At 71.1% G+C, this 25,486-nt stretch carries 22 protein-coding genes and 1 riboswitch; of the genes, 11 read left to right on the forward strand and 11 right to left on the reverse strand.

The features are described from left to right. Nucleotides 1–45: 45 nt before the first annotated feature. The 3 genes from HC031_RS14345 to HC031_RS14355 all read left to right on the forward strand — a co-directional run bounded on the left by HC031_RS14345 (nucleotide 46) and on the right by HC031_RS14355 (nucleotide 3,683). Entirely contained in the window at nucleotides 46–1,341 is a 1,296-nt protein-coding gene (locus HC031_RS14345; RefSeq protein WP_240942488.1) for a sensor domain-containing phosphodiesterase, read from the forward strand. Nucleotides 1,342–1,675: 334 nt separating this feature from the next. Then, nucleotides 1,676–1,859: riboswitch (cyclic di-AMP (ydaO/yuaA leader) on the forward strand. Nucleotides 1,860–1,864: 5 nt separating this feature from the next. Beyond that, nucleotides 1,865–2,824 (forward strand): NlpC/P60 family protein, encoded by a 960-nt coding sequence (locus HC031_RS14350; protein WP_167925782.1) that lies wholly within the window; start codon nucleotides 1,865–1,867, stop codon nucleotides 2,822–2,824. 58 nt (nucleotides 2,825–2,882) lie between these two features. Beyond that, nucleotides 2,883–3,683: a methyltransferase domain-containing protein gene (locus HC031_RS14355; RefSeq protein WP_167925783.1), complete on the forward strand. Its 801-nt coding sequence runs from the start codon at nucleotides 2,883–2,885 to the stop codon at nucleotides 3,681–3,683. A 207-nt stretch (nucleotides 3,684–3,890) separates the two neighbouring features. Here the strand turns inward: HC031_RS14355 and HC031_RS14360 are convergent, their stop codons facing one another. From HC031_RS14360 to HC031_RS14370, 3 genes are all read right to left on the reverse strand, one after another. After that, complete coding sequence (locus tag HC031_RS14360) at nucleotides 3,891–4,823, reverse strand: sigma-70 family RNA polymerase sigma factor (protein WP_167925854.1); 933 nt, start codon at nucleotides 4,821–4,823, stop codon at nucleotides 3,891–3,893. A 343-nt stretch (nucleotides 4,824–5,166) separates the two neighbouring features. Continuing rightward, the gene (locus HC031_RS14365; protein ID WP_167925784.1) at nucleotides 5,167–6,171 is read right to left on the reverse strand and encodes an NAD-dependent epimerase/dehydratase family protein; all 1,005 of its coding nucleotides are present in this window, start codon (nucleotides 6,169–6,171) and stop codon (nucleotides 5,167–5,169) included. Nucleotides 6,172–6,231: 60 nt separating this feature from the next. After that, nucleotides 6,232–6,561 carry a YrdB family protein gene (locus HC031_RS14370; protein WP_167925785.1) on the reverse strand — a complete coding sequence of 110 codons (330 nt, stop codon included), beginning with the start codon at nucleotides 6,559–6,561 and terminating at the stop codon, nucleotides 6,232–6,234. A gap of 208 nt (nucleotides 6,562–6,769) precedes the next feature. Between HC031_RS14370 and HC031_RS14375 the strand changes: the two genes are divergently transcribed. From HC031_RS14375 to HC031_RS14385, 3 genes are all read left to right on the forward strand, one after another. Then, complete coding sequence (locus HC031_RS14375; protein ID WP_167925786.1) at nucleotides 6,770–8,623, forward strand: bifunctional metallophosphatase/5'-nucleotidase; 1,854 nt, start codon at nucleotides 6,770–6,772, stop codon at nucleotides 8,621–8,623. A gap of 131 nt (nucleotides 8,624–8,754) precedes the next feature. Further along, a complete protein-coding gene (locus HC031_RS14380) occupies nucleotides 8,755–9,555 on the forward strand; it encodes an SAM-dependent methyltransferase (RefSeq protein ID WP_167925787.1) in 801 nt (266 codons plus the stop codon). 373 nt (nucleotides 9,556–9,928) lie between these two features. Next, nucleotides 9,929–12,061 (forward strand): putative bifunctional diguanylate cyclase/phosphodiesterase, encoded by a 2,133-nt coding sequence (locus tag HC031_RS14385; RefSeq protein WP_338090661.1) that lies wholly within the window; start codon nucleotides 9,929–9,931, stop codon nucleotides 12,059–12,061. A gap of 58 nt (nucleotides 12,062–12,119) precedes the next feature. Here HC031_RS14385 and HC031_RS14390 read toward each other — a convergent pair whose 3' ends face one another. Together HC031_RS14390 and HC031_RS14395 are read right to left on the reverse strand one after the other, a co-directional pair. Next, entirely contained in the window at nucleotides 12,120–13,187 is a 1,068-nt protein-coding gene (locus HC031_RS14390; protein ID WP_338090655.1) for an ABC transporter permease, read from the reverse strand. Next, complete coding sequence (locus HC031_RS14395) at nucleotides 13,184–14,086, reverse strand: ABC transporter ATP-binding protein (protein ID WP_167925789.1); 903 nt, start codon at nucleotides 14,084–14,086, stop codon at nucleotides 13,184–13,186. The genes HC031_RS14390 and HC031_RS14395 overlap by 4 nt, the downstream gene beginning before the upstream one ends. Before the next feature lie 142 nt (nucleotides 14,087–14,228). On the opposite strand from HC031_RS14395, the gene glpK reads away from it, so the two are divergent. Next, entirely contained in the window at nucleotides 14,229–15,710 is a 1,482-nt protein-coding gene (gene glpK, locus HC031_RS14400; RefSeq protein ID WP_167925790.1) for a glycerol kinase GlpK, read from the forward strand. Between the two features lie 146 nt (nucleotides 15,711–15,856). Here the strand turns inward: glpK and HC031_RS14405 are convergent, their stop codons facing one another. The 5 genes from HC031_RS14405 to HC031_RS14425 all read right to left on the reverse strand — a co-directional run bounded on the left by HC031_RS14405 (nucleotide 15,857) and on the right by HC031_RS14425 (nucleotide 21,444). Then, nucleotides 15,857–17,368, reverse strand: coding sequence for a trypsin-like peptidase domain-containing protein (locus HC031_RS14405; protein WP_240942489.1), 1,512 nt, complete (start codon nucleotides 17,366–17,368; stop codon nucleotides 15,857–15,859). Continuing rightward, nucleotides 17,365–19,014, reverse strand: a complete 1,650-nt coding sequence (locus HC031_RS14410) for a sensor histidine kinase (protein WP_167925791.1) — start codon at nucleotides 19,012–19,014, stop codon at nucleotides 17,365–17,367. The genes HC031_RS14405 and HC031_RS14410 overlap by 4 nt, the downstream gene beginning before the upstream one ends. Next, complete coding sequence (locus HC031_RS14415) at nucleotides 19,014–19,754, reverse strand: response regulator transcription factor (protein WP_167925792.1); 741 nt, start codon at nucleotides 19,752–19,754, stop codon at nucleotides 19,014–19,016. The genes HC031_RS14410 and HC031_RS14415 overlap by 1 nt, the downstream gene beginning before the upstream one ends. 97 nt (nucleotides 19,755–19,851) lie before the next feature. After that, nucleotides 19,852–20,718 (reverse strand): lysophospholipid acyltransferase family protein, encoded by an 867-nt coding sequence (locus HC031_RS14420; protein WP_167925793.1) that lies wholly within the window; start codon nucleotides 20,716–20,718, stop codon nucleotides 19,852–19,854. Beyond that, nucleotides 20,719–21,444 carry a GNAT family N-acetyltransferase gene (locus HC031_RS14425; protein WP_167925794.1) on the reverse strand — a complete coding sequence of 242 codons (726 nt, stop codon included), beginning with the start codon at nucleotides 21,442–21,444 and terminating at the stop codon, nucleotides 20,719–20,721. Between the two features lie 105 nt (nucleotides 21,445–21,549). On the opposite strand from HC031_RS14425, the gene HC031_RS14430 reads away from it, so the two are divergent. Both HC031_RS14430 and HC031_RS14435 read left to right on the forward strand, forming a co-directional pair. Then, nucleotides 21,550–21,969: a DUF3052 domain-containing protein gene (locus HC031_RS14430; protein WP_167925795.1), complete on the forward strand. Its 420-nt coding sequence runs from the start codon at nucleotides 21,550–21,552 to the stop codon at nucleotides 21,967–21,969. Beyond that, nucleotides 21,966–22,658: a hypothetical protein gene (locus HC031_RS14435; protein ID WP_167925796.1), complete on the forward strand. Its 693-nt coding sequence runs from the start codon at nucleotides 21,966–21,968 to the stop codon at nucleotides 22,656–22,658. Before HC031_RS14430 ends, HC031_RS14435 begins: the two co-directional genes overlap by 4 nt. On the opposite strand, the gene HC031_RS14440 is transcribed toward HC031_RS14435, so the two are convergent. After that, nucleotides 22,655–23,482 carry an LLM class flavin-dependent oxidoreductase gene (locus HC031_RS14440; protein ID WP_167925797.1) on the reverse strand — a complete coding sequence of 276 codons (828 nt, stop codon included), beginning with the start codon at nucleotides 23,480–23,482 and terminating at the stop codon, nucleotides 22,655–22,657. The genes HC031_RS14435 and HC031_RS14440 overlap by 4 nt on opposite strands. 117 nt (nucleotides 23,483–23,599) lie before the next feature. On the opposite strand from HC031_RS14440, the gene HC031_RS14445 reads away from it, so the two are divergent. Both HC031_RS14445 and HC031_RS14450 read left to right on the forward strand, forming a co-directional pair. After that, nucleotides 23,600–24,511, forward strand: a complete 912-nt coding sequence (locus tag HC031_RS14445; RefSeq protein ID WP_167925798.1) for an ABC transporter ATP-binding protein — start codon at nucleotides 23,600–23,602, stop codon at nucleotides 24,509–24,511. After that, on the forward strand, nucleotides 24,508–25,362 hold the full coding sequence (locus HC031_RS14450) for an ABC transporter permease subunit (protein WP_167925799.1): 855 nt from the start codon (nucleotides 24,508–24,510) through the stop codon (nucleotides 25,360–25,362). Before HC031_RS14445 ends, HC031_RS14450 begins: the two co-directional genes overlap by 4 nt. Nucleotides 25,363–25,486: the final 124 nt, after the last annotated feature.

Consider the following 25,486-nt stretch of genomic DNA (forward strand, 5'->3'; position numbering starts at 1 on the left):
TACTATCGACACCGTACATTCTATTTGTGGCTAAAGCGGGGTGAATTGACCAGATCGGCGGACCTGCGGCACCTCGACACCAGAATCAGGTTCCGCGACATCGGTCAGGTCCTCGACGAACGGGCGGTCACCACGGTCTTCCAGCCGCTCGTACGCCTGGACAGCTACGAGGTCGTCGGCTACGAGGCGCTCAGCCGCGGCCCGGTCGGCTCCCCGTGGTACGCCCCGTCCGCCCTCTTCCCCGCGGCGCAGGCGGCCGGCCGACTGGCCGAACTGGACTGGATGTGCCGGGTGCTGGCATACCAGCAGGCGCTGCGCGGGGGCCTCGACCAGTCGGTCGCCCTGTTCGTCAACACCGAACCGCTCGCCCTGCGCACCGAGTGCCCACCCGACCTGGCGCGGTGGCTCGAGCCCGCCCGCCGGCACCTTCGCGTGGTGACCGAGATGACCGAGCGCGCGGTGGCCGCCGACCCGTCGGCGCTGCTCACCGCCGCGGCCACCGCCCGGTCGAGCGGCTGGGGGGTGGCCTTCGACGACGTCGGCGCCAACCCGTCCTCCCTCGCCCTGATGCCGTTCGTACATCCGGACGTGGTGAAGCTGGACATGCACCTGGTGCACCACCCGCACCGCCCTGAGGTCGCCCGCGTGATCAACGCGATCGTGGCATACGCCGAACGAAGCGGCGCCACGATCCTCGCCGAGGGCATCGAGACGTCGGCGCACCTGGACACGGCGCGCAGCATGGGCGCGCAGCTGGGCCAGGGATGGTTCTTCGGCCGCGCCCAGCGGCTGCGCCAGCCGCCCCAGGCGCCGGGCGAGCCCCTGGCGTTCGTCCCCGCGCCGGAGACGGCGCCACCGGCCGTCCGGGCCGAGGCCCCCACGCCGTTCGACATCGTCTCCGCGCAGCGCCCGACGAGCCTGTCGACCAAGCGGATGCTGCTGCCGCTCAGCCAGTACCTGGAGGCGAAGGCCACCGACCGCACCGAGCCACCGGTGCTGCTGACCTGCTGTCAACAGCCCCGCCACCTCACCCCGGCCACGGTACGCCGGTACGCCGACATCGCCGACACGGCCGCGCTCGTCGCCGTGCTGGCCGCGGGGCTGGGCGAGGAGCCGATTCCCGGCGTACGGGGCGCCGCGCTGAGGGCCGACGATCCGCTCTGTGGAGAGTGGAACGTCATCGTGGTCGGCCCGCACTTCGCCGGCGCGCTCGTGGCCCGCGACCTCGGTGACGCCGGCCCCGAGATGGACCGGCGGTTCGCGTACGCGCTCACCTACGACCGGGGCCTGGTACTGGCGGCCGCGCGGTCGCTGCTGCACCGGGTGGTGCGGGTCGGCTGACCCGCCCCCGCCGGATATCAATTCGATACAGCTCCTTGTGTTGATTGTCTCTTTCATCTAAATTCGCGCACCTCGACCCACCGTCGCCACCCACGTCACCCGCACCACGCCGCTTTGACCAGCGGAAAAGCGTAGCCGGCGTCCCCATTGGAGGGTCCGGAGCCGATGCGAATATGACCGACGGCCACTCCTCGAACACCAGACGTAATCAGGATGTTGGTGACTTCGAGTGACTTAAGGTACAAACAAGGCACGGTGGACTTCCGGTATCGCCAAGATCACGTTAGGTTGGTCTAGCCTGCTCGGTAGGCCGCCACCCAACCCGGGTGGCGACGAGCCGGCATCGCCGAATCACAACAGCTCGCAAGACGTCGATCGGCTTGCGGGAGTGAACCGGGGACCCAGCCGACGGTCGACAACAGACCGTCACGGGGTGAATCCGCGCCGCGGCGCGGTAGGGCCACCTTCTTCCGGCCCGAACCCGTCAGCTAACTCGGTAGGCGGTCAGGAAGAAGGGTGCTTCGTGCCTGTAGTGCCACGACTGCTGCGCATCGTCCTCCTGGGCGCCGCGGCGGTAGCCGTCATCGCGCCCGCGACGTCGGCTAACGCGACGCCTTCCCCGAGCGACCTGCAGCAGCAGATCAACCAGTCCTCCGCTGCCCTCGAGAAGATCGTCGAGCAGTACAACGGAATCGGCGAGCAGCTGAAAGCCACCCAGACGTCGATCGCCGCGCTCGACGCGAAGATGGCGCCGCTGCAGTCGCAGGTCGACTCGGCGTACGCCAACGTCAGTGAGATCGCCGCCCAGGCGTACAAGGGCGGCAACCCGTCATCGATGGCGCTGCTGCTGTCGGACGGCACCTCCGGCGACCTGCTGAGCAACCTCACCACGCTCAACCACATCGCCAGCGCGCAGCAGCAGCAGATCCAGGGCTACTCCCAGATGAAGTCGCAGTACGACACGGAGAAGACCCGGCTCAACACGCTGCTCAGCCAGCAGCAGGCCGACCAGAAGAACCTGGCCGACCAGAAGACCAAGATCGAAGGTGACCTCGCCAACCTGATGGCGATGCGCAAGCAGGCGTACGGGTCGGCGACCGCAGCCAAGCCGGCGCCCGTCGCGGCGCCCAACATCGCCGGCAGCGCCGGGGTCGCCGTGCGCTACGCCTACAACGCCATCGGCAAGCCGTACGTCTACGCCGCCGCCGGCCCCAGCTCGTACGACTGCTCGGGGTTGACCATGGCCGCGTGGGCCGCCGCCGGCAAGTCGCTGCCGCACAACGCCGCGATGCAGTGGAACCAGGTGGCGCACATCTCCCGCAGTCAGCTGCAGGCCGGAGACCTCGTTTTCTACTCGAACCTCGGCCATGTGGCGATCTACGTCGGCAACAACCAGGTGATCCACGCTCCGCAGCCCGGTGAGTACGTGAAGCTCTCCAGCGTCGACATGATGTCGCCGTACGGGTACGGCCGCGTCCGCTGAACCAGATCATGATCGCGGGGGACTGGACGAACCGGTCCCCCGCGATCATGCTTTTCCGGTGAGCTGGGACCCGGAGCAGTACGCCCGCTTCGCCGCAGAGCGGGCCCGCCCGTTCCACGATCTCATCGCCCAGATCCCGACGACCGCGCCGGAAACCGTCGTCGACCTCGGCTGCGGCCCCGGCACGGTCACGGTCTCCCTCGCCGACCGGTGGCCCGACGCCCGCGTGTACGGCCTCGACTCCTCGCCGGACATGATCGCCGCCGCGGCCCGGCTGGCCCGGCCCGGACGGCTCGAGTTCGGCCTCGGCGACATCGCCGGGTGGCGGCCCGCCCCCGACTCCGTGGACGTGATCGTCTCCAACGCGGCCCTGCAGTGGGTCCCCGGACATCTGGACGCGCTGCCGGGCTGGGCGGCGGCGCTGCGCCCGGGCGGCACCCTGGCCCTGCAGGTGCCGCTGCCGCGCGGGGTCGCCGCCACCGACGTGTTCCGCTCGGTCGCGACCTCGTCGCGCTGGGCCGCCCGGCTGGGCCCGGTGGCGAGCGGCACGGGGCCGCGCGGCGTCAGCCCGGTGCAGCCGGCCACGGCGTACCTCGACGTGCTCGCCGGACACAGGCTGGCCGTCGACGCCTGGGAGACGACCTACCTGCACGTACTGCCCGGCCCGGATCCGGTCTACGAATGGTTCGCCGGCACCGGCCTGCGGCCGTACCTGGACGCGCTGGCCGACGACCCACCGGCGCTCGAACGCTTCCGCGCCGAGGTGGCGCAGCGGCTGCGGGAGGAGTACCCGCAGCGCGGCTACGGGACCGTCCTGCCGTTCCCGCGCCTGTTCGTCGTGGCCAGCCGCAACCCGTAGACGGCCGCAGTCCGTAGACAGCCGCAATCCGTAGACAGCCGCAATCCGTAGACACCCGCAATCCGTAGACACCCGCAATCCGTAGACACCCGCAATCCGTAGACACCCGCAATCCGTAGACACCCGCAACCCGTAGACACCCGCAACCCACAGACACGAAGGAGCCGGACCCCTGCCGGGTCCGGCTCCTTCGGGTGTCTCGTCGGGTCAGGCGGCCTGCATGCCCTCCGCGCGAGCCAGCTCGCGCAGGCGCCCCAGCGCCTGGATCTCCAGCTGACGGATCCGCTCCCGGGAGAGCGAGAACCGCGACGCCACCTCGGTCAGCGAGTGCTCCCGGCCGTCCTCGAGCCCGTACCGCGCCCGCATGATGCCGGCGGACCGGTCGTCGAGGTGGTTGAGCAGGCTCTCGATGCGCTGGCGCTCCAGCGCCGCCAGCACCAGGTCCTCCGGCGACGGCGCGTCCGAGTCGGCGACCAGGTCACCGAGGTTGGTGTCGCCGTCGTCGCCGACCGGGGTGTCCAGCGACACCGTGTCCTGCGACCAGCGCTTCAGCTCGTTGACGCGCTCCACCGGCACGCCCAGCGCGGCGGCGAGCTGCTCCGGCTCCGGCTCGTTGCCGTGCTCGCGGGTGAGCTGACGCGCCACGCTGCGCATCCGGTTCACGTCCTCCACCAGGTGCACCGGCAGCCGCACGGTCCGCTCCTGCTGCGCGATCGCCCGGCTGATCGCCTGGCGGATCCACCAGGTGGCGTACGTCGAGAACTTGTACCCGCGCACGTAGTCGAACTTCTCCACCGCCCGGACCAGACCGGTGTTGCCCTCCTGGATCAGGTCCAGCATCGGCATCCCGGACCGGACGTACCGGCGGGCGATCGACACGACCAGCCGCAGGTTGGCCCGGATGAACCGGTCCTTGGCGCGCTCCCCGTCGGCGACCAGACGCTCCAGCTCCTCGCGGGTGGCGTCCTGGAACGACTCCCCCGTCTCAAGCAGCTGCTCCGCGTACAGGCCGGCCTCGACAGCCTTGGCGAGTACGACCTCCTGGGCAGCGTCGAGGAGCGGCGTCTTGGAGATCTCGTGCAGATAGACACCGACCAGGTCGCGCTCCTCAGCGACCTCGCCGGTCCGCATCGCCGTCATGTTCTCCACTTCGGGCCCTCCCCCGTCGTCTTTATCGCGTTCCCGCACTGCCCGTTCTCAAACCGGACACCCCCCGGGTCCTGTACCCTTCACAACAGGAAAGGTCTCCGTCTGATTCCAATTCACCCGTCGATCCGCGTACCGACCGATGAGATCTGCACCACTTACCCAAACGCATGGGGAGCTGCACGGGTTCAGTTGGATCGCAAGATCGGGTCGTGACCGGGAGGCCGGTTGTCCTGGTACAGGCGTCATTTCGTCCGCACCAGCGGCGCTCTGAGGACAAACGCTCAAGACAGTTCAACAATTCCCCGGAGAGATGGCCAAAACCGACGCTCGGAGATCAAGAAGTACGGTTATGCCACTTTTCCAGCAGGGCTACTTCCTCCTCAGGAGTGATCCCGGCGCCGGTCGGCGGGGATGCCGAGCCGCGCAGCCAGCCGAGCGTGTCGCGGGCCGTTTCGGCAACCTCCCGCGTGCGCAGGCCGGCATCGAACGAGGCGGACACGTCCCGGCTGAGAAAGCCGGCGTACTCCGGTAGCGGCAACCACAGCGGAAGTGATCGCTCACCCATCCACGGCTGCACCTCAGCCGACAGCAGAAACTCCTGGTCGACCCAGGTGAACCGGGGGCGGGCGGCGACCCCGGCCGCGACCCGGTTCAGGAAGTGCTCGCGGGTGGTCGGCACGCCGGTCCCGTCGTACACGCCCGCCCTACGGACCTGCGCCGCCCGCACCAGCCAGTCGGCCAGGTCGCGGACATCGACGTACTGCACGAGGTCGTCCGGCGCGCCCGGGGCCAGGATCTCGCCACCGGCGTCCACGCGGGCCACCCAGTATCCGAAGCGGTTGGTCTCGTCCTCCGGCCCGATGATCAGCCCGGCCCGGCAGACGAAGACACGGTCGGCGCCGAAGCCGTCCACGAAGGCCCGCTCACATGCGACCTTGCAGGCGCCGTAGGTCTCGGCGTCGGTCGGGACGTCGCCCTCCGGCGGCGCCGGGTCGAGCACCGGCGCGTCGGTGGCCCGCTGACCCGGCGTGCCGTTGTCGGCGTAGACCGAGACGGTGGAGACGTAGACCGCGTGGCCGACGCGGTCGGCCAGCGCCGCCACCGCGCGGCGCGCCTGGCTGGGGCGCCGTGACACGTCGACGAGCGCGTCGAACTCCAGCCCCCGCAGGACGGCCAGGCCGTCGGGGTCGTCGCGGTCGACACGGAAGAACGTCGCGCCGGGCGCCGGGGGGCCGGACACGCCCCGCGCGGCACACGTCACGTCGTGGCCGGCCGCCAGGGCGGCGCGGACGACGGCACGGCCGAGGAAGGCGGTGCCGCCGAGTACGAGTAGTCGCATGCCTGCCGAGCCTGCCCGACAGCGACCGGCTCGGACAGGAGTGTTCGCCAGGGGCGGACGCTACTGCCGCCATACATACATCAGCACCCGGTTGACCGCGTACAGCGCCGCGAGCACGACGGCGAGGAACGGGCGGCCGGCGTGGATCAGCGCCGCGGCCGCCGCGCCGAACCACACGATCTCGAAGCCGAGCCGCGCCGCACCGGGCAGCCGGACGGGCGCCTTGGGCGCGGCGAGCACGCCCCACAGCGCAGCGGCGACGAGCGGGGCGCCGAGGCCGAGCAGCACCGCCAGCGGCCGCCCCGTCGGCGTCACGAAGCCCCAGTACCCGAACGCCACGAGGCCGGCGAGCTCGAGCGCGAACCGCAGGGCGAGGTTGGCGGGCCGCATCAGGCGATGCCCACGGTCATGCCCGGCAAAATAAGATCAACAACTTCCGGGGTCAAGCCGCCGCTCCGCCACCCGACCGCATCCGATCCGCAGCCCCCTTTACCTGCCCCGCCGTCTGTCCCCCGGCTCCCGCGGCGCCCTCGCGCCCCGCCCGGCGGGAGACAAAGATGTCGATCGACGAATTCCTCGTCGCCGACAAGGAGAGAGCATGGTCGAGTCCCGTCCCCGGCGGCTGGCGCGGGCCCTGCGGCTGTCGGCCGTCCCGGCCCTCGCCGCCACGGTGGTCGCGCTGCTGCCCGTCGGGTCCACAAGACCGGCGCAGGCGTCACCCTGGACGCCGCTGTCACCCGTGAGCGTCACGTTCAGCCGCGTCGATCACCACGCGGCCGCCAACGGCCACCTCATCGCGTTCAACGACTTCCACGGCAACATCGACCCGCCCACCGGCAGCACCGGGCTGGTCAACGGCAACCCGGCCGGCGGGGTCGAGTACCTGGCCACGTACGTCAAGAAGCTACGCGCGCAGGACCGGCGGGAGACCCGCAACGTGTACACGGTCGCGGCCGGCGACCTGATCGGCGCGTCACCGCTGGTGAGCGCGGCGTTCCACGACGAGCCGGCGATCGAGGAGATGAACGCTCTCGGCCTCGACCTCACCTCGGTCGGAAACCACGAGTTCGACGAGGGCACCGACGAGCTCAAGCGGATGCAGAACGGCGGCTGCCACCCGGTCGACGGGTGCGCCGACGGCGACGGCTTCGCCGGCGCGCGCTTCACGTACCTCGCCGCGAACGTCATCGAGAAGAAGACCGGGCGGCCGCTGTTCCTGCCGTTCGACGTCAGGATGGTCGACGGGGTCCCCGTCGGCTTCGTCGGCATGACGCTGGAGGCGACCCCGACCATCGTCAACCCGGCCGGCGTCCAGTCGGTCACCTTCCGCAATGAGGTCGAGACGGCCAACCGGTACGCCGACCTGCTCGGCCGCTACTTCGGCGTCCACGCTCTGGTGCTGCTCATCCACCAGGGCGGCAGCCAGCAGACCACGCCACCGGCGATCCCCGACGTGTCGGGCTGCGACCACTTCGCCGGGGACATCACCGGCATCGTCAAGGGCCTGCGCCCCGAGTACGGCATCGTGGTGTCCGGGCATACGCACCGGTTCTACAGTTGCGCGCTGCCCAACTCCTCGGGCGCGACGTCCGTGGTCACCAGCGCCGGCTCCACGGGGGTCCTCGTCACCGACCTCTCGTTCACCCTCGACCGCAGGACCCGGCGGTTCGCGTCGGCGAGCGCGCACAACGAGATCGTCCTCAACGGCGTGCGCAACCCCGACGGCAGCTGGGCCAGGGACGCCGCGGGCAACTTCATCCACGACCCCACGCTCGTCGACCCCGCGGCGAAGACGATCGCCGACAAGTACCGGACAGCGGTCGCGCCGCTGGCCAACAAGGTCGTCGGCGGCATCACCGCCGACATCACCGCCGCCGCCAACGGCGCCGGCGAGAGCCCCCTCGGCGACGTGATCGCCGACGGGATGCTCAGGTACACGCGGCCGGCGGGCGCGCAGCTCGCGCTGATGAACCCCGGAGGCATCCGCACCTCGCTCAGCTACGCCAACTCGCCCGGCGGCGAGGCGCCCGGCCAGGTCACGTACGGCGAATGCTTCGCCGTGCAGCCGTTCAACAACCTGGTGGTGACCCAGACGTACACCGGCGCGCAGCTCAAGGAGGTGCTGGAGGAGCAGTTCGCCGGGTACGCCGGTCAGACGGTCACGAAGCTCCTGCAGGTCTCGGCCGGCCTCACGTACGCGTACGACACGACCAGACCGCTGGGGCAGCGGGTGAGCAACCTGGCGCTGGACGGCGTCGCGATCGACCCGGCCGCCTCGTACCGGGTGGCGATGAACGACTTCCTCGCGGGCGGCGGTGACGGCTTCGCCGGGCTGACGGCGGGCACGGACCGGGCCACCGCGCCCGGATTCGACGTGGACGCGCTGGTCGCCTACCTCGGGACCGGACCGATCGCCCCCGGCCCGCAGGACCGCATCACCCGGCTGGCCTGACCGAGCCCGAAAGGGGGTGGCCGCTCCGGCGGCCACCCCGGCGCTCGACGGGCGACTTCATCGATCCGGACCGCTATGCTCGCCACAGCGCGTCGAAACGGCGGTGCGTTGGGTGACGAGAGGGGACCGGCGTGGAGCGTCCGACCTGGGCTCCGGACGACGTGAACGCCCAGCGGCCGAGCGTGGCTCGGGTGTACGACTACTACCTCGGTGGTTCGCACAACTTCGCGGTGGACCGGGAGTTCGCCGAGGAGGTCATGCGGGCGGCGCCCGACGCGCGCATGGCGGCCCAGCAGAACCGGGCGTTCCTGCGGCGAGCGGTGCGTTACCTGTGCGACCTCGGCATCCGTCAGTTCATCGACCTCGGGTCGGGCATTCCGACCGTCGGCAACGTGCACGAGGTGGCGCAGGCGGTCGACCCGACCGCGAAAGTCGTCTACGTGGACCTCGACCCGGTCGCGTACGCGCACAGCCGCGCGATTCTCGTACGTAATCCACATGCGACGGTGGTACGCGCCGACCTGCGCCGGCCGGCGGAGGTGCTCGGCGACCCGCTGCTGCGGTCCCATATCGACTTCGACCGCCCGGTGGGCCTGCTCATGGTCGCCGTGCTCCACTTCGTCCCGGATGAGGAGCACCCGGCCGACATCGTCGCTGGGTACGCCGCCGCGCTCGCGCCCGGCAGCCACGTCGTGGTCTCGCACGCCGCCACCGACGAGCTCGACGAGGGCAAGGACCGGGCGCTGAACCTGTACCGCCGCTCATCCACGTCGGTCGTCCTCCGGACCGCCGAGGAGGTGGCCGCCCTGTTCGGCCCGCTCACCCTGGTCGAGCCGGGAGTGGTGTCGCTGTCGCGGTGGCGGCCGGACACGTCGGATGAGGCCGGCCCCGCGGAGACCCCCGGGCTGGCTGCCGTGGCGCGCCGGGATTGAACCGACACCCTCCGTCGCATTTCTTTAACGCAGGGAAACCCTTCAATCAACGGTACCTCTTACTGGTTCCCTCCTGGTGGGCCAACCCGTATGCTCGCAACGCTTGCTTGTACGGAAACGGGGAGGGAGTTTTCGTGGAGCGGCTGAACCGGGATCCGAAACACGTCGAAGTGGACCGGACAGGGTCGCTCACGTCCACTCTTCCGGCGGCTCGCGGCACATACGCGACGGCCGGCCGTTCTCGGCCCGGAGACGCGACGCCATGCCCGGCGTGACCAAGAAGCGCGCGCGGCCGCCACGCGGCCTCGGCGACGCGAAACCGGCGGCCGAGGGCGCCACGGTGAGCGCCCCTCGGCCGGATCAGGCTGGCCGGATCCCGCCCGGACCGGCGGCGCGGCGGCCCGGCGCGCGGCAGCTCGCGAAGGCGTGGGCCCAGGCCATCGCCGGGACGAGCTTCGTGTCGATGGGCCGGCGCGAGCTGGAGTCGTTCCTGACCGACCTGGCTGAGCAGTTGGTCGCCACCGCCGCGGTCGAGACCTTCGACCCCGAGGTCGGATACAAGGTGGGAGCGGCCCTCGTCGACGCGCACTTCACCCAGCCCGCCTCGCTCGACCACACCCTGCGCACCCTCAACGAGCACCTCGGCGGCACCGTCGGGAGCGCCCGCGGCCAGGCCCTCCAGGGCGCCCTGGCGGCCGGCTTCGCGCAGGCGTTGCGCGACCGGACCCTGGTCGAGCAGGAGGAGATCCGGGCCGCCGCCATGCTGGCCCACTCCGAGGCGGAGGCCGCCCGATGGGCGAGCGAGGCCCGCTTCCAGGCGGTCTTCGCCGGCGCTGTCATCGGCATCGTGATCGCCGATATCGAGGGTCAGGTCATCGACGTCAACCAGACGACCTGCGACATGCTCGGGTACACCCAGGAGGAGTTCCGCGAACTCACCGTGAACGAGTTCATCCACCCCGAGGACGCACCCGGGATCTGGGACGCCTACCGCGAGCTGACCCGCGGCGAGCGGGAGCACATCAGGCTCGAGAAGCCCTACTACCGCAAGGACGGCACCGCCGTCTGGACCGACCTGGCCGTCTCCCTGATTCGGGACCAGGACGGGCAGCCGCAGTACGTGGTGACCATGGTCGAGGACATCACCGAGCGGCACCACCTCCAGACCCGGCTGCGCCACCAGGCCCTGCACGACCCACTGACCCAGCTGCCCAACCGGACGCTCTTCTTCGAACGCCTCGGCCAGATCCTCGAGGACGCGGGCGAAGACGCCCGCGTCGGCATCTGCTACCTCGATGTCGACGGCTTCAAGATGATCAATGACACGCTCGGCCACGACATGGGCGACTACCTGCTGCTCGCGGTCGCCCGCAAGCTCCACTCCTCGGTCTGCGGGCCGGGACAGCTCGTCGCGCGGACCGGCGGCGACGAGTTCGTGGTGCTCGTCGAGCGGTCCGCCGGCCCCGAGCAGCTGGTCGACATCGCCGAGGCCGCGCTCGCGGCCGTCCGCGCGCCGGTCCAGCTCGGCGGCCACGAGATCACCGTCTCCGCCAGCGTCGGGGTCGTGGAGCGGGCCGCCCACACGACCAGCGCCACCGAGCTGATGAAGGCCGCCGACACCACGCTGCACTGGGCCAAGCGGGACGGCAAGAACCGCTGGGCGCTCTTCGACGCCGACCGGCACGCCCGCGAGGTGACCAAGTTCGAGCTTTCGGCCAGCCTGCCGGCCGCGCTGGAGCGCCGCGAGTTCCTGGTCGAGTACCAGCCCCTGGTGCGCCTCGAGGACGAGACGGTGATGGGCGTCGAAGCGCTGGTGCGGTGGCGACACCCGACGCTGGGGCTGCTCGGCCCGGACCGGTTCATCGAGCTGAGCGAGGAGACGGGCCTCATCGTCCCGCTCGGGCAGTGGGTGCTGGGCGAGGCGTGCCGCCAGGCGGCGGCCTGGCAGCGGCAGTACCCGCAGGTCGACCTGGTCACCAGCGTCAACCTGGCGGTGCGACAGGTGCAGGATCCCAACATCGTCGCCGCGGTGAACGCCATCCTGGAGGAGACCGGCCTCGATCCCAGCAGCCTCCAGCTGGAGCTGACCGAGAGCGCCGTCATGGGCAGCCCCGGCCAGCCGCTCCAGACCCTGCACGCCCTGGCCGATCTCGGAGTACGCATCGCCATCGACGACTTCGGCACCGGGTACTCCAACCTGGCCTACCTACGCAGCCTGCCGGTGCACAGCCTGAAGCTGGCCGGCTCCTTCGTCGCGGGGCTGCGCCCGCCGGACTCCCCCGACCCGGTCGACAAGGAGATCGTGGCGACCCTCATCAAGCTGGCGCACACGCTCCACCTGACCGTCACGGCGGAGGGCGTGGAGACCTCCGAACAGGCGGCGCGGCTGCGCGCTCTCGGCTGCGACACCGCGCAGGGCTGGCACTACGCCATGCCGGGCTCGCCCGACCAGGTCGTCGCGCTGCTGAAGGCGGCCGCGCGGGAGCCATCCCCCGCGGCCGGATAGCGCGTCAGACGTCGCCCACCGCTCCGCCGCGTCAGACGTCGCCCACCGCTCCGCCGCGTCAGACGTCGTCCCAGCGGAACAGCCGCGTCGCGAGCAGGGTGAGCACGATCGCGAAGCCGGCGAGGATCCCCATTTCGGGCAGGACCGACGCCGGCCCCTTGCCGCGGACCATCACGTCGAGCATCGCCTGGTTGAGGTGGCGCAGCGGGAAGATCTCGGCGACGGCCTGTAGCCACTTCGGCGCGCTGTCGAGCGGGAAGAACGAGCCGGACAGGAACGCCATCGGCAGCACGACCAGCTGGGCGATCACGTTGGCCGACTCCTGGGTCTTCGCCCACGCTCCGGCAACCAGACCGATCGACAGGAACGCGAAGGTGCCGACCAGGATCACCGGGAGCGACATCCACCAGTAGTTCGACAGCTTGAGCCCGAAGGACGGCAGCGACGCCACCCCGAGGAAGATCGCGGTCTGCAGCAGGGCGACGCCGACGCTGACGCCCACCCGGGCGCTGACCACCGAGCTGATCCTCACGGGAGACAGCCGTAGCCGGCGCAGGATCTTCTTCTCCCGCCAGGTCACCAGCGTCATCGCGGCGCCAAAGGTGGCGCCGGTCGCGATCGCCCAGCCGAGCAGGCCCGGGGTCACGAACTGGATGGTCTTGAGGGACTTGTCCTCCACCTGCTGCGCGTCGAGGCTCAGCCTGGGTGGCGTGCCGGCGGCGGCCAGGTTGGTCTGCTGCACCAACTGGTCGAACACGCTCCGCACGGTGCCGGCGCGGACCTGGTCCGCAGCCGAGTAGTGCACCATGACCCGGTCGCCCTGCTGCTCGACGGCGGCCTCGTAGTCACCCTTGCGGACGGCGTCGAGCGCCTTGGCCCGGTCGGTCATCTTCGTGACGTCGAGGAGCTTGCCCAGCTCGCGCTTGGCGTCGGCCGGTACCTGGTCGATGACCGCGACCGGACCGACCTCGATCACCTTCGACCGGGACACGCCCTGGTTCTTGAGCAGCCCGCCGAACAGGACGAGGAACATCAGCGGGAAGAGGATCGTGAAGAACAGCGCGGTGCGGTCCCGGACGAAACCGAGAAGCATCGCGCGGGACAGACTGCGAAAGCCGCTACTCACGCGCGGTACTCCCGTCCGGTGAGGTTGAGGAAGACGTCTTCGAGGGTGGCGCCGCGGACCGACAGCCCGCGCAGCGCGTTGCGCTCGGCCAGCGCGGCCAGCACCGGCGCCGGGGTGCGGGTGACGAGGGTCAGCGAGACGCCGTCGTCGTCGACCTCGGCGCCCTGGAACAGCCGGCGTGCCTCGTCGACCGCGATCGCGCCGGTCTCGATGGAGATGCGGGTGGGTGTGTCGAGCCCGCGTACGAGCTCGGCCGGCGATCCGGACTGCAGGATCCTGCCGTGGTCCATGATCGCCACCCGGTCGCAGAGGATCTCCGCCTCGTCCATGTAGTGGGTGGTGAGGACGATCGTGCGGCCCTGGGTGTTGATCGCCCGCAGCAGGTCCCAGAGGTTGCGCCGGGCCTGCGGGTCGAGCGCCGCGGTGGGCTCGTCGAGGAAGACCAGCTCCGGGTCGTGTACGAGCGCGCAGGCTATCGACAGGCGCTGCATCTGGCCACCCGAGAGCTTCTCCGCCCGGACGTCGGCCTTGTCCGTGAGGCCGACCAGTTCGAGCATCTCGTCGGCCTTCTTCGCCCCGACCCCGTACAGCGAGGCGAACGTGTGGATCTGTTCCCGGGCGGTCAGCCGCTCGAAGAACGACGACGCCTGCAGCTGCACCCCGATGCGGGGCAGCAGCGCCGGGTTGCGCGGCCACGGCGACTCGCCGAACAGCTCCACCGCGCCGGCGTCGGGCTTGCGCAGCCCTTCGACTATCTCCAACGTCGTCGTCTTGCCTGCCCCGTTCGGCCCGAGGATGCCGAAGAACTCCCCGGCCTCCACATCGAAGGAGACACCGTCGACGGCCTTGAGCGACTCGTACGACTTGTGCAGTCCTCGGACCGTGATCGTCGAACCCATGGCTGGCAGGGTAGCGAGTGCGCGCAGGTCGGCGCTGTCCGGCGAATTGGCCGTTGGTGTCGGGTTTCCGGCCGTTCGGCCGAATCCTGGCGTCGTAATAGGGGTGCTGCACGGACCACCGGGCCTGCGCCACACTGTCGGGGTGAATTCTCGCTACATCGCGGCGATCGACCAGGGCACGACCTCGACGCGCTGCATCGTCTTCGACAGTGATGCCGCGGTCGTCTCCGTCGACCAGCGGGAGCACCGCCAGATCTATCCGAGGCCGGGCTGGGTCGAGCACGACGCGGCGGAGATCTGGCACAACACCGAGGCGGTGGTCCGCGGCGCGCTCGACCGCGCCGGGCTGAGCCGGGCCGACCTCGCGGCCGTCGGTATCACCAACCAGCGTGAGACGACGCTGCTGTGGGACGCCGAGACCGGCGAGCCACTGCACAACGCGATCGTGTGGCAGGACACCCGCACCGACCGGGTGATCGCGGAGCTGGGCCAGGGCGACGTCGACCGGTTCCGGGACACGTCCGGCCTGCCGCTGGCCACCTACTTCTCGGCGCCCAAGATCCGTTGGTTGCTCGACACCGTGCCGGGCCTGCGCGAGCGCGCCCGCGACGGTCAGGTGCGGTTCGGCACGATGGACACCTGGCTGATAACCAAGCTCACCGGTCGGCACGCCACCGATGTCACCAACGCCAGCCGGACCATGCTGATGAATCTGTCCACGTTGGACTGGGATGACGAGCTGCTCGACGCATTCGGAATCCCGCGCGCCATGCTGCCCGAGATCCTTCCTTCCTCCTATGTGTACGGTGAGGCGGGCGGCTTCCTCAACGGCGTGCCGGTGGCGGGCGCGCTCGGCGATCAGCAGGCGGCGCTATTCGGGCAGACCTGCTTCGCCACCGGCGAGGCCAAGTGCACCTACGGCACGGGATCGTTCCTGTTGCTGCACACCGGCGACCGCCCGGTGCACAGCCGGCGCGGGCTGGTCACCACCATCGCCTACCAGATCGGCGACGACGCGCCCGCGTACGCCCTGGAAGGGTCGATCGCGGTGACCGGCGCGCTGGTGCAGTGGCTGCGCGACAACCTCGGCCTGATCTCGACCGCGGCGGAGATCAACGATCTCGCCGCCACCGTCAGCGACAACGGCGGCTGCTACATCGTGCCCGCGTTCTCCGGCCTGTTCGCGCCGCACTGGCGCTCCGACGCGCGCGGGGTCATCGCCGGCCTGACCGGGTACGTCACCAAGGGCCACCTGGCGCGGGCGGCGCTCGAGGCGACAGCCTGGCAGGTGAAGGAGGTCGTCGACGCGATGGCCGCGGAGTCCGGCGTCGCCCTCACCGCGCTCAAGGTCGACGGCGGAATGACCGCGAGCGATCTGCTCATGCAGTTCCAGGCCGACGTGCTCAACGTGCCCGTCGTGCGGCCCACCGTCGCGGAGACCACGTGTCTCGGCGCGGCGTACGCGGCCGGCCTCGCCGTCGGCTTCTGGCCCGGCGTGGAGGCGCTGCGCGCCAACTGGCGCGTCGACCGCCGCTGGGAACCCGCCATGTCGGCGACCGACCGCGAGACCGGTTTCCGGTTCTGGCGCAAGGCGATCGACCGCACGATGGGCTGGATCGACTGACTCCGCACCGACCGGCCACGGTGTAGGACACGAACCCGCGACCGGCGCAGCCCTTGCACGGGCTGCGCCGGTCGGCGGTGGTGGGTTCGGCAGCGGTCGACCGCCGAACCCACCCGGAGGGAGGGAGGGAAAGCTGTTCGCTGCCGCTAGTTCGTCGTACCGCCGAGCGTCACGGTGACCTGCTGCTCGCTGCCGTTACGGACGACGGTGAACTGAAGCTGGTCGCCGACCTTGCCGGACTTGACGGCACCCGACAGCGCGTTGGCGTCGGGAATGTTCCGGTCCCCGATCTTCGTGACCAGGTCGCCCTTGCGCAGCCCGGCCTTTTCCGCCGGGCCACCGGCGATCACGTCCGCGATCAGGGCGCCTCCATCGCCGTTGCTGACCTGGACACCGATGTACGGATGCGTGACCTTGCCGCCCTTCAGCAACTGGTCCGCCGTCGCCTTGGCCTGGTTGCTCGAGATCGCGAAGCCGACGCCGATGTTGCCCGCGCCCTGGCCGGACGTCGCGATCGCGGTGTTGATGCCGATGACCTCGCCCGCGAGGTTGACCAGCGCGCCGCCGGAGTTGCCGGGGTTGATGGCCGCGTCGGTCTGGATCGCGTCGCCGATCGAGCGCTGCTGAGTGCTGCCGGTGGTGTTACCGAAGGGGTCCTGCTGCTGACCACCCTCGTCGATGGTCCGGTGCAGTGCGCTGACGATGCCCTCGGTGACCGATCCCTGGAGACCGAGCGGGCTGCCGAGGGCCAGGACGGTGTCGCCGACCTGGACGTCGTCACTGTTGCCGAACTTCGCCGCGGTGAGCCCGGACGCACCCTGGGCTTTGATCACCGCGAGGTCGCCGGCCGGGTCGGTACCCACGATCGTGGCCTTGTAGGACTTGCCGTTGTTGAGCGTCACGTCGACGGTGTTGCCGCGGGCGCCCTCGAGCACGTGGTTGTTGGTCAGGATCGCGCCGTCGTCGGAGAGGACGACGCCCGACCCCTCCCCCACCGGAGTCGTGATGTCCACGACGCTGGGCTGAACGCGGGCCGCGACGCTGGCGATCGACGTCCGCTCCAGCACGGGTGCGGCGTTGCGGGTCACGGTCACCGTCCGTCCGCCGTCGGCCCGGTGCGCCACGAGACCGCCGGCCACGCCGGAGAACAGCGACAGCGCGACCGCGGCGGCGCCGATCACGACGCCCTTCGCGAGCCGGCTGTTACGCGGAGCCGCAGCGGCGGGCTGCCAGTACGGCGCGCCGGGATACGGCGCACCCGGCTGCGGGGCGGACGGGTCACCCGGTGCGTGGTACGGCGCACCCGGGCCCGGATAGGCCGCGCCGTACGGCTGGTACGACTGGTACGGCGCGCCCGGAGCCTGGAAAGGCGACCCGGCGTAGGTCGGATACGTCGCCGTCGGAGCCTCGGAGGCGCCGCCCTGGTGGGGTCCGGCGGCGAACGACGCCGTCGGAGCCGCTGCCGGGTGGTCGCCCTGCCGCGGTTCGGCGGCGAACGATGTCGTCGGCGCCTCCACCGCGTGGTCGCCCGCGGAGCCGCCCGGCTCCGACGCTACGGTCGGCGTCGATTCCTGGTGCTGCTCCTGCTGCGACGGCGACTGCCCGGCCACCCGGTCGTCCGAAGCCCCCGATGCCCATGTGCTGTCGTGCTCGCTCATGCCTCAACAATGCCTGTGGATGCTTCACTGGAACTGTGACCCGGCTGAGAGGTTTCTGGGAGTGACGCGTCGGCGTCACGGTCATCGACCTCCCGCAGGAGTGGCAACCGTACCCGGAACGTGGCGCCCTCGCCCAGCAGGCTGTCGACCTCGACGCTGCCGTCGTGCGCGGCCACGAGGGCGGCAACGATCGCCAGACCCAGCCCGGCGCCACTGTGCCGGCCGCCCTGCACGCGGCGGTCGCCGGTCGACGCCTGTCGGGTACGGGCCTTGTCGACCCGGTAGAAGCGTTGAAATACCCGGTCGGCCTGTTCCGGGGCGATACCTGGGCCGCTGTCGACGACCTCCAGCACCGCGGCCGAGCCGTCCACGGACAGCCGCACCGTGACCGGGCTGCCGGGCGGGGTGTGGGTGAGCGCGTTGGTCACGAGGTTGCCCAGCACCTGCCGCAGCCGCGGCTCGTCGCCGAGGACCAGGATCGGCCGTCCGTCGGGCGGCGCGTCGAGCCCTATCGAGCGGTCCGGCGCCACGGCGCGGGCGGCCTCGACGGCGTCGCTCGCCAGTACCCGCAGCTCGACCGGCGCGAGCACGAGCGGCCGCTCCTGGTCCAGGCGGGCCAGCAGCAGCAGGTCTTCGACCAGCAGCCCCATCCGGGACGCCTCGTCCTCGATGCGGCGCAGCACGTCGTGGGTCTGGTCCGGCCCGACCGCACCCTGCCGGTACAGCTCGGCGAAGCCGCGGATCGTCGTCAGCGGCGTCCGCAGCTCGTGGGAGGCGTCCGCGATGAACTGCCGCATCCGCTCCTCGGAGCGGCGCGCCCGGGCCTCCGAGAGCTGGGCCGCCGCGGCGGCGTCGCGGGCGGCGAACTCGGCGGCGCGCGCGGCCCGCTCGGAGGCGGCCCGCGCGGTGAACGCCCCTTCGATCTGCGCGAGCATCGCGTTGAGCGCCCGGGACAGCCGCCCGACCTCGGTTGCCGGGTGTGACTCCGGTACGCGCCGGCCGAGCTGGCCGGCCGCGATCGCGCCGGCGGTCTGCTCGATCTCGACCAGCGGCCGCAGGCTGGCCCGGACGAGCGCGACCCCCGCGGCGGCGAGCACCACGAGCACCACGCTGCCGACCACCACGTCGATCACGATGAGCCGGGCGAGCGCCTCGTCGACGTCGGTCATCAGCTGGCCGACGATGAGCACCTGCCCGTTCGGCCGCAGCGAGACCAGGATCCGCCAGCGCTTCCCGGAGGCGGCGGTGGCCGTGTACGCCTTGCCGGTACGGCGCTGGATCTCGGCCGCGGTCATCCGCAGGTCCGGGATGTCCTCCCCCTTGAGCGAGGAGTCGTACTTGACGCCCTTCGGCTCGACGCCCGGGACGGCGGCGAGGACGAAGTAGTTGGTGGGCAGGATCGGCTCGCGCTGCGTGAACAACAGCTGGCCGACGTCGATGTGCTGCGAGGCGTCCCTGAGCTGGCTGTCGATGCGGTCGACGAGGTACTTGCGCAGCGCCAGCGCGCTCATCGCACCGGTGATCACGAGCGCGGCCGTCACCAGGACGAGCACGGCGGTGACGAGCTTGACCCGCAGCGGTGTACGGGCGAGCAGGCCCCACCGGTGCCCGCGATCGGCGGTGACGGGTTCGCCGACGGGCGCCATCAGGTGGGCAGGCGCAGCACGTACCCGACGCCGCGCAGGGTGTGGATCAGCCGGGGCTCGACGACGTCGACCTTGCGCCGCAGGTACGAGATGTACGACTCGACGATGCTGTCATCGCCGCGGAAGTCGTAGTTCCACACGTGGTCGAGGATCTGCGCCTTGGACAGCACGCGGTTGGCGTTGAGCATGAGGTACCGCAGGAGCTTGAACTCCGTCGGCGACAGCGAAACGGTGGCGCCGGCCCGCCGCACCTCGTGGGTCTCCTCGTCCAGTTCGAGGTCGGCGAAGACCATCTTGCTGGAGTCCCGGTCGCCGGCGGTGCGTCGCAGCACCGCCCGGATCCGGGCGGTCAACTCCTCGAGGCTGAACGGCTTGGTCACGTAGTCGTCGCCGCCGAGCGTCAGGCCGCGGATCTTGTCCTCGGTCGCGTCCCGCGCGGTCAGGAAGACCACCGGGGTACGGCTGCCGCCGGCCCGCAGCTTGCGCACCACGTCGAAGCCGTCGAGGTCGGGCAGCATCACGTCGAGAACGATCAGGTCGGGTCGCTGCTCGCCGGCCGCGGTGACGGCCTCCTCGCCGCTGCTGGCGCTGGCGACGGCGAAACCGGCGAAGCGCAGGCTGGCCGAGAGCAGCTCAAGGATGTTTGGATCATCCTCGACCACGAGCAGTCTCGCCTCAGCCTGCGCTCCGCCCGACAGCGATGCACCCCCGGATTGTGCAGCGCCGCCGCGTACCCCCATGGGCATAATCGTGGGTCCCCTCACTGAGGCAGGGCTGAACTTTGCCTGGGAGTTTCCTGAGAAGCCCCCTGCGCAATTGTGCCAGCCCGGCCGCAGGTCAGGCGGCTCGCAGATCTTGGACGGTTGGCGGTGCCATGGGCCCGCCACGTGTCCAAGATCCACGGATGGGGCCGTGAACGACCGACTGCGCGACGCGCGCCAGGGCGCGCCGCGAGGCACCAGGGATCGGGTGCAGCGCCGGGTGCGCCTGCACCACGACGTGCAGCCCGCGCACGGCCACGACCCGGCGCAGCGACGCGAGCAGCGTGTCCTCGCCCAGAAACGCCGCGACGGTGGTGTCCGAGCCGGCGGCCAGCGTGAACCGGAGCGCGACGGGGACCACCGGCGCACCGGCGTCGACGGCCGCCTGGAACACGGCCGGGCGGAAGTGGCCGCCGGTACGGCCGCACCAGGTCGTACCCTCCGGGAACACCGCGACCACGTCGCCGGCCCGCAGCGCGTCGGCCACGGCCGCGACGGTCCCGGGCAGGGCACGCGGGCGCCGCCGGTCGACGAACACGGTGCCCGTCGCCGCGGCCAGCGGTCCGATCACCGGCCACGACCGGACCTCGCGCTTGGCGAGCAGCCGGGCCGGCGTGTGCGCGAGCAGCACCAGTACGTCCAGCCACGAGACGTGGTTGGCGACGATGAGCGCACCTCGTCGGGGGACCCGGCCACGGAGGGTGTGCCGCACGCCGAGCGCGGCGAGCACCGCGCCGGCGAGGAGCCGGAGCACGTTGCCGCGCGCCGTCCGGGAGAGCGGGAGGACCAGCGGCACGGTGACGACGGCGCACGCGATCACGGCAGTGGCGGCTACCAGGCGGGCGGCCACCCGGACCGCGCCCGCCCGCGGAACCGAGCCCGGCTCCGGCAGGCACTGCGCGTCACAGGACGAGCGGGGCTGCCACAGGGAGTCCCAGTTCATCTACGCACCCAGGAAGTGCCGCAGGTACCGGGGATCTACCCGGTCCAGGGACAGCAGGACGAGCAGGTCCGCGACCTGGAAGTCCGGGTCGTAGGCGGGCGGGCCGCACACCCACGCGCCCAGCCGCAGGTACCCCTTGAGCAGCGGCGGCACGGTGACCCGTCCGTCGGGGCAACGGCCGAGTGGCCAGGGGCGGCGGGGCGCGACCCGCAGCGCCGGCGGGGCGAGATGGCGGGCGCTCACCTGGTGCCACACCGCGGTGGCGTCGGCGACCGGCACCGAGGCGCAGCCGGCCAGCCAGCGCCGGCCGGACAGGTACATGTACCGGGCGATCCCGGCCCACATCAGGTTGATGACGGCGCCGGTCCGGTGGTCAGGGTGCACGCACGAGCGGCCGGTCTCCACCACCACGTCCCGCAGCGGCGCGAGCGGGCTGAGATGGAACTCGCCGTCGGCGTACAGCCGGTCGGTGCGGCCCGGCGGGAGCATGCGGTAGGTGCCCACCACGTCGCCGGAGCCGTCCTCGGTGATGATCAGATGGTCGCAGTGGACGTCGAACTCGTCGACGTCGAGACCGGGCGTCGTCGAGCGCAGTGTGGCGCCGAGCTCCTCCGCGAACACCCGGTGGCGCAGCCGTTGCGCCGCCTTCACCTGGTCCCCCTCGGTCGCCAGCTGCACGCTGTAGCGTGCCGTCGCTGCCGCCCCGGTGACCGCGAGAATCGTCATGAACGAAGGGAAGACCCCCTGGCCTGCGCGCTCGTGTCGGGCACACGTGGCGGAGTTGGCGGTTGCGTGAAGAGTCCGCATCGGGGTTCGTGAGATCGTGGCAGGGTGGCTGGATACTCGGGTACGCCGTTGGCGCGCAAGCTGGGCGTGTCAGCCGGTCAGGCGCTGCTGCTGGACGGGGCGCCGGCGGGGCTGACCATCGAAGGGCTGCCCGAGGGCGTGCGGGTGGACACCGACGCCGGGCCCGGCCCGTACGACGTCGTCGTGTGCTTCTGCCCCGACGCCGCCCGGCTGCGGCGGCGCTGGCCGGTCCTGCACCCGCTGACCACCCCTGCCGGCTCGCTGTGGATCGCCTGGCCGAAGCGCGCGTCGGGGCTCGCCACCGATCTCGACGAGAACGCCGTGCGCGCGTACGCGCTGGCGCACGGACGCGTCGACGTGAAGGTGTGCGCGATCGACGGCGTATGGTCCGGGCTCAAGCACGTGATCCGGAAGGCGGACCGAATCCGGAAGGCGGACCAATGATCATCCCGGCCACGTTCAACGGGCCACCGGACTCGGCCAACGGTGGCTACACCTGCGGCGCGTTGGCCCGGTACGTCGCCTCGCCGGCGGGCGCGGTCGTCACGCTGCGCCGGCCCCCGCCGCTGGCGACCCCGCTGGACGTGAAGGCGGACGGCGCCACGATCGACCTGTACGACGGCGACGTGCTGGTCGCCTCGGCGTCCCCGGTGGCGGAGCCGATCACCGAGACGGTCCCCGCGGTGTCGTGGGCGGAGGCGATGGCCGTCGCGGATACCTACCTGGGGCATTCCGGTCACCCGTTCCCCACCTGCTTCGTCTGCGGTCCGCAGCGCCCACCCGGCGACGGGCTGCGCCTGTTCCCGGGCCTCCTGCCCGACGGGCGTACCGCCGCGCCGTGGGTGGTGCCCGACGACATCGAGCCGACGCTGATGTGGGCGGCGCTGGACTGCCCGGGCGGCTGGGCGGTCCCCGAGATGGGTGTGGCGCAGTCGTCCGGCGTGCACCGGCCGTACGTGCTCGGCCGGCTCGCGGCCCGGGTCGACGCGTTGCCCGCCGCCGGTGACGGCTGTGTGGTGATGGGCGCGTTCGAAGGCCAGGAGGGGCGCAAGGCGCAGGTGATCTCGACGGTGTACGGGCCGGACGGGGCCGTCCTCGCCGTCGCCCGGGCCACCTGGATCGCGATCGCCTAGCCTCGGGGCGGGCCGGCCTGGATCCGGTCGCGGGCGGCCGGCACTCCCCCGCGCCACCAGCCCATGGCCTCGATCCACCAGGTCAGCCCGGCGTCGACGTACGGCCCGACGGTGGCGGCCGCGGTCGCTGGTTCGCTCCAGCCCTCCAGCGCCACGTCGAACCCGTCGAGCGAGCCGCGCTCTGCGGCGACGAACCGCACCGCCTCGGCGAAGTCCGGCACGGGTACGGGCACCGTCCGGCCGGCGCCGGCGAACGTCGCGACGACCCCGTCCCAGCGCGCCGCACGCCGGAACCCCGGCCGGTTGGGCCACCGGCCGGCGCACCAGACCGGAACGCGGGGCCGCTGCACCGGGGTGGGCAGCATCCGCACGGTCTGCCCGCCGGCCGCCGGCACCGGCTCACCCGACCAGTACGCGGCGAGCCGGCCGAGTGACTCGTCCAGCCGTCGTCCCCGTACCCGGAGGTCGGGGTCCTCGCCGAAGGCGGCGTACTCGGCGTCCATCGACCCGATCCCCGCCCCGAAGACCAGCCGGCCGCCGGAGAGCACGTCGAGGGTGGCGGTCTCCCGCGCCACCACGTGCGCGCGGCGCCGGGGCAGCGCGGTCATCAGGACGCCGAGCCGGATACGCGACGTGCGGGCCGCGATCGCCGACGCCACGACAACCGGGTTGGCGACGCCCCACTCCGGATCGTGGTAGAGCACGTGGTCCCAGATGAAGACGCCGTTCCAGCCGTGCTCCTCGGCCGTGACGGCCAGCTCGACGAGCGCGTGCGGGTCAGCGAATTGACCCACATTCGGCAGGCCCACCGCGTATCGTGTCATGGTCGCAACCTAGTGGACCTCCCCGATTGATCGACGCCGCTACCGTTGCGACCCTGGCCTGCGGTGAGCGCCGCAGCGGCGGCCCGCGGCGCAGGCCGCGTTCACGGAGGGAAATCAATGTCCGATGGACGGATCGTTGTCTCCGGCCTGACGAAGCAGTACAAGAACGTCAGAGCCGTGGACGACCTGTCGTTCACCGTCGAGCCCGGCCGGGTCACCGGCTTCCTGGGCCCCAACGGCGCGGGTAAGACGACGACGCTGCGCATGGTGCTCAACCTGGTCACACCGACCGCCGGCACCGCGACGATCGGTGGGCAGCGGTACGCCGACCTGCCCGACCCGCTGCGTACGGTCGGGGCGATCCTCGAGGCGTCCGCGGCGCACAAGGGCCGCACGGGCCGCAACCACCTGCGCGTGATCTGCGCGGCGGCCGGCCTGCCCGACCAGCGCGCCGACGAGGTACTCGAACTGGTGGGCCTCACCCCGGCCGCCAAGCGCAAGTTCAAGGGGTTCTCGCTGGGCATGCGCCAGCGCCTCGGCATCGCCGCGGCGATGCTGGGCGACCCGAAGGTGCTGATCCTCGATGAGCCCGCCAACGGCCTCGACCCCGAGGGCATCCGGTGGATGCGTGGCTTCCTGCGCAACCTGGCGAGCGAGGGCCGGACGGTGCTGGTCTCCAGCCACCTGCTGTCAGAGATGGAACTGCTCGCCGACGACGTGGTGATCATCGCGGCCGGCCGGCTGGTGCGCCAGGGCCCGGTCGCCGAGGTCGTCGGGTCGATGTCGACCAACGCGCGGGTGCGGGTCCGCACGCCGCAGGCAGAGCTCCTGACCAAGGAGCTCACGCAGGCCGGCGCGACCGTGGCCACGGGCACCGACGGGGCGCTCCTGGTGACCGGGGTGGAGGCACCCGCGATCGGCGCGGCCGCGCTGCGCGTCAGCGCCGAACTGCACGAGCTGGTCACGGAGCGACCCGACCTCGAGCACGTGTTCCTCGAACTGACCCAGGGGAAGGCCACCATCCGATGATCCGGCTCATCCGTAGCGAGATCCTCAAGATCCGCACGACGAACACCTGGTGGATCTTCGCGCTGGCGTCCGTGCTCACCACCGGGCTCACCCTCGCCGTCAACTGCGCGCAGGCCCACTACTACCTGAACGAGAAGCTCAACCTGCCGTCGGACCTGCCCGCCGACCAGGCCGAACAGGCGCGCCAGCAGTTCGCCGCGCAGCACCAGGTGGTGACACAGTCCGTCAACGTGTTCACCTCGGGTCAGTTCTTCGGCTGCCTGTTCGTGGCGCTGCTGGGCATCCTGCTGATCACCAATGAGTACTACCACCAGACCGCGACCGCGACATTCCTGGCCACGCCCCACCGCAGCCGGATCGTCACCGCGAAGCTGATCACCGGCATCGCGTACGCCGCGGTGTTCTGGCTGCTGACCACCGTCATCGACCTGGTGACCGGGGTGATCTTCTTCCGGGTGGAGGGGTTCGCCAACCACCTCGGGGACTGGGACGTGAGCCGGGCCGTCCTGCTCAACCTGATGGCCTTTGCGATCTGGGCGGTCTTCGGCGTCGGGTTCGGTGCGCTCATCCGCAGTCAGATCGGCGCGACGATCACGGTCACCGTGCTCTACGTCGTCGGCATGCTGGCCGCCCAGATCGTGTTCGCGGTCCTGCACCAGTTCATCAAGAAGGACTGGGTACTGACGCTCCAGGTGGTCGTGCCGTCGACCGCATCACAGATCATGCTGTCACCGGTCAAGCTGTTCCCGCAGAGCCCGCCACAGTGGGTGGGCGCGATCGTCCTGATCGGGTACGGCATACTCGCCGGGCTTATCGGCACATTGATCCTGCGCAAGCGGGATGTGTCGTAAAGGCGGGTTCCCTGCCCGTCGCTGTGAGTCGCGACACGGGTGGACGTCGATGCCGTCGACCCGTGTCGCGCAGCGTAGCCTTGAACCCGTCTGCTGACTTCGGCAATGCGCGCACGTGGAAGAG

This window comes from Planosporangium thailandense (assembly GCF_011947195.1).
GTDB classification, from domain to species: Bacteria; Actinomycetota; Actinomycetes; order Mycobacteriales; family Micromonosporaceae; genus Planosporangium; species Planosporangium thailandense.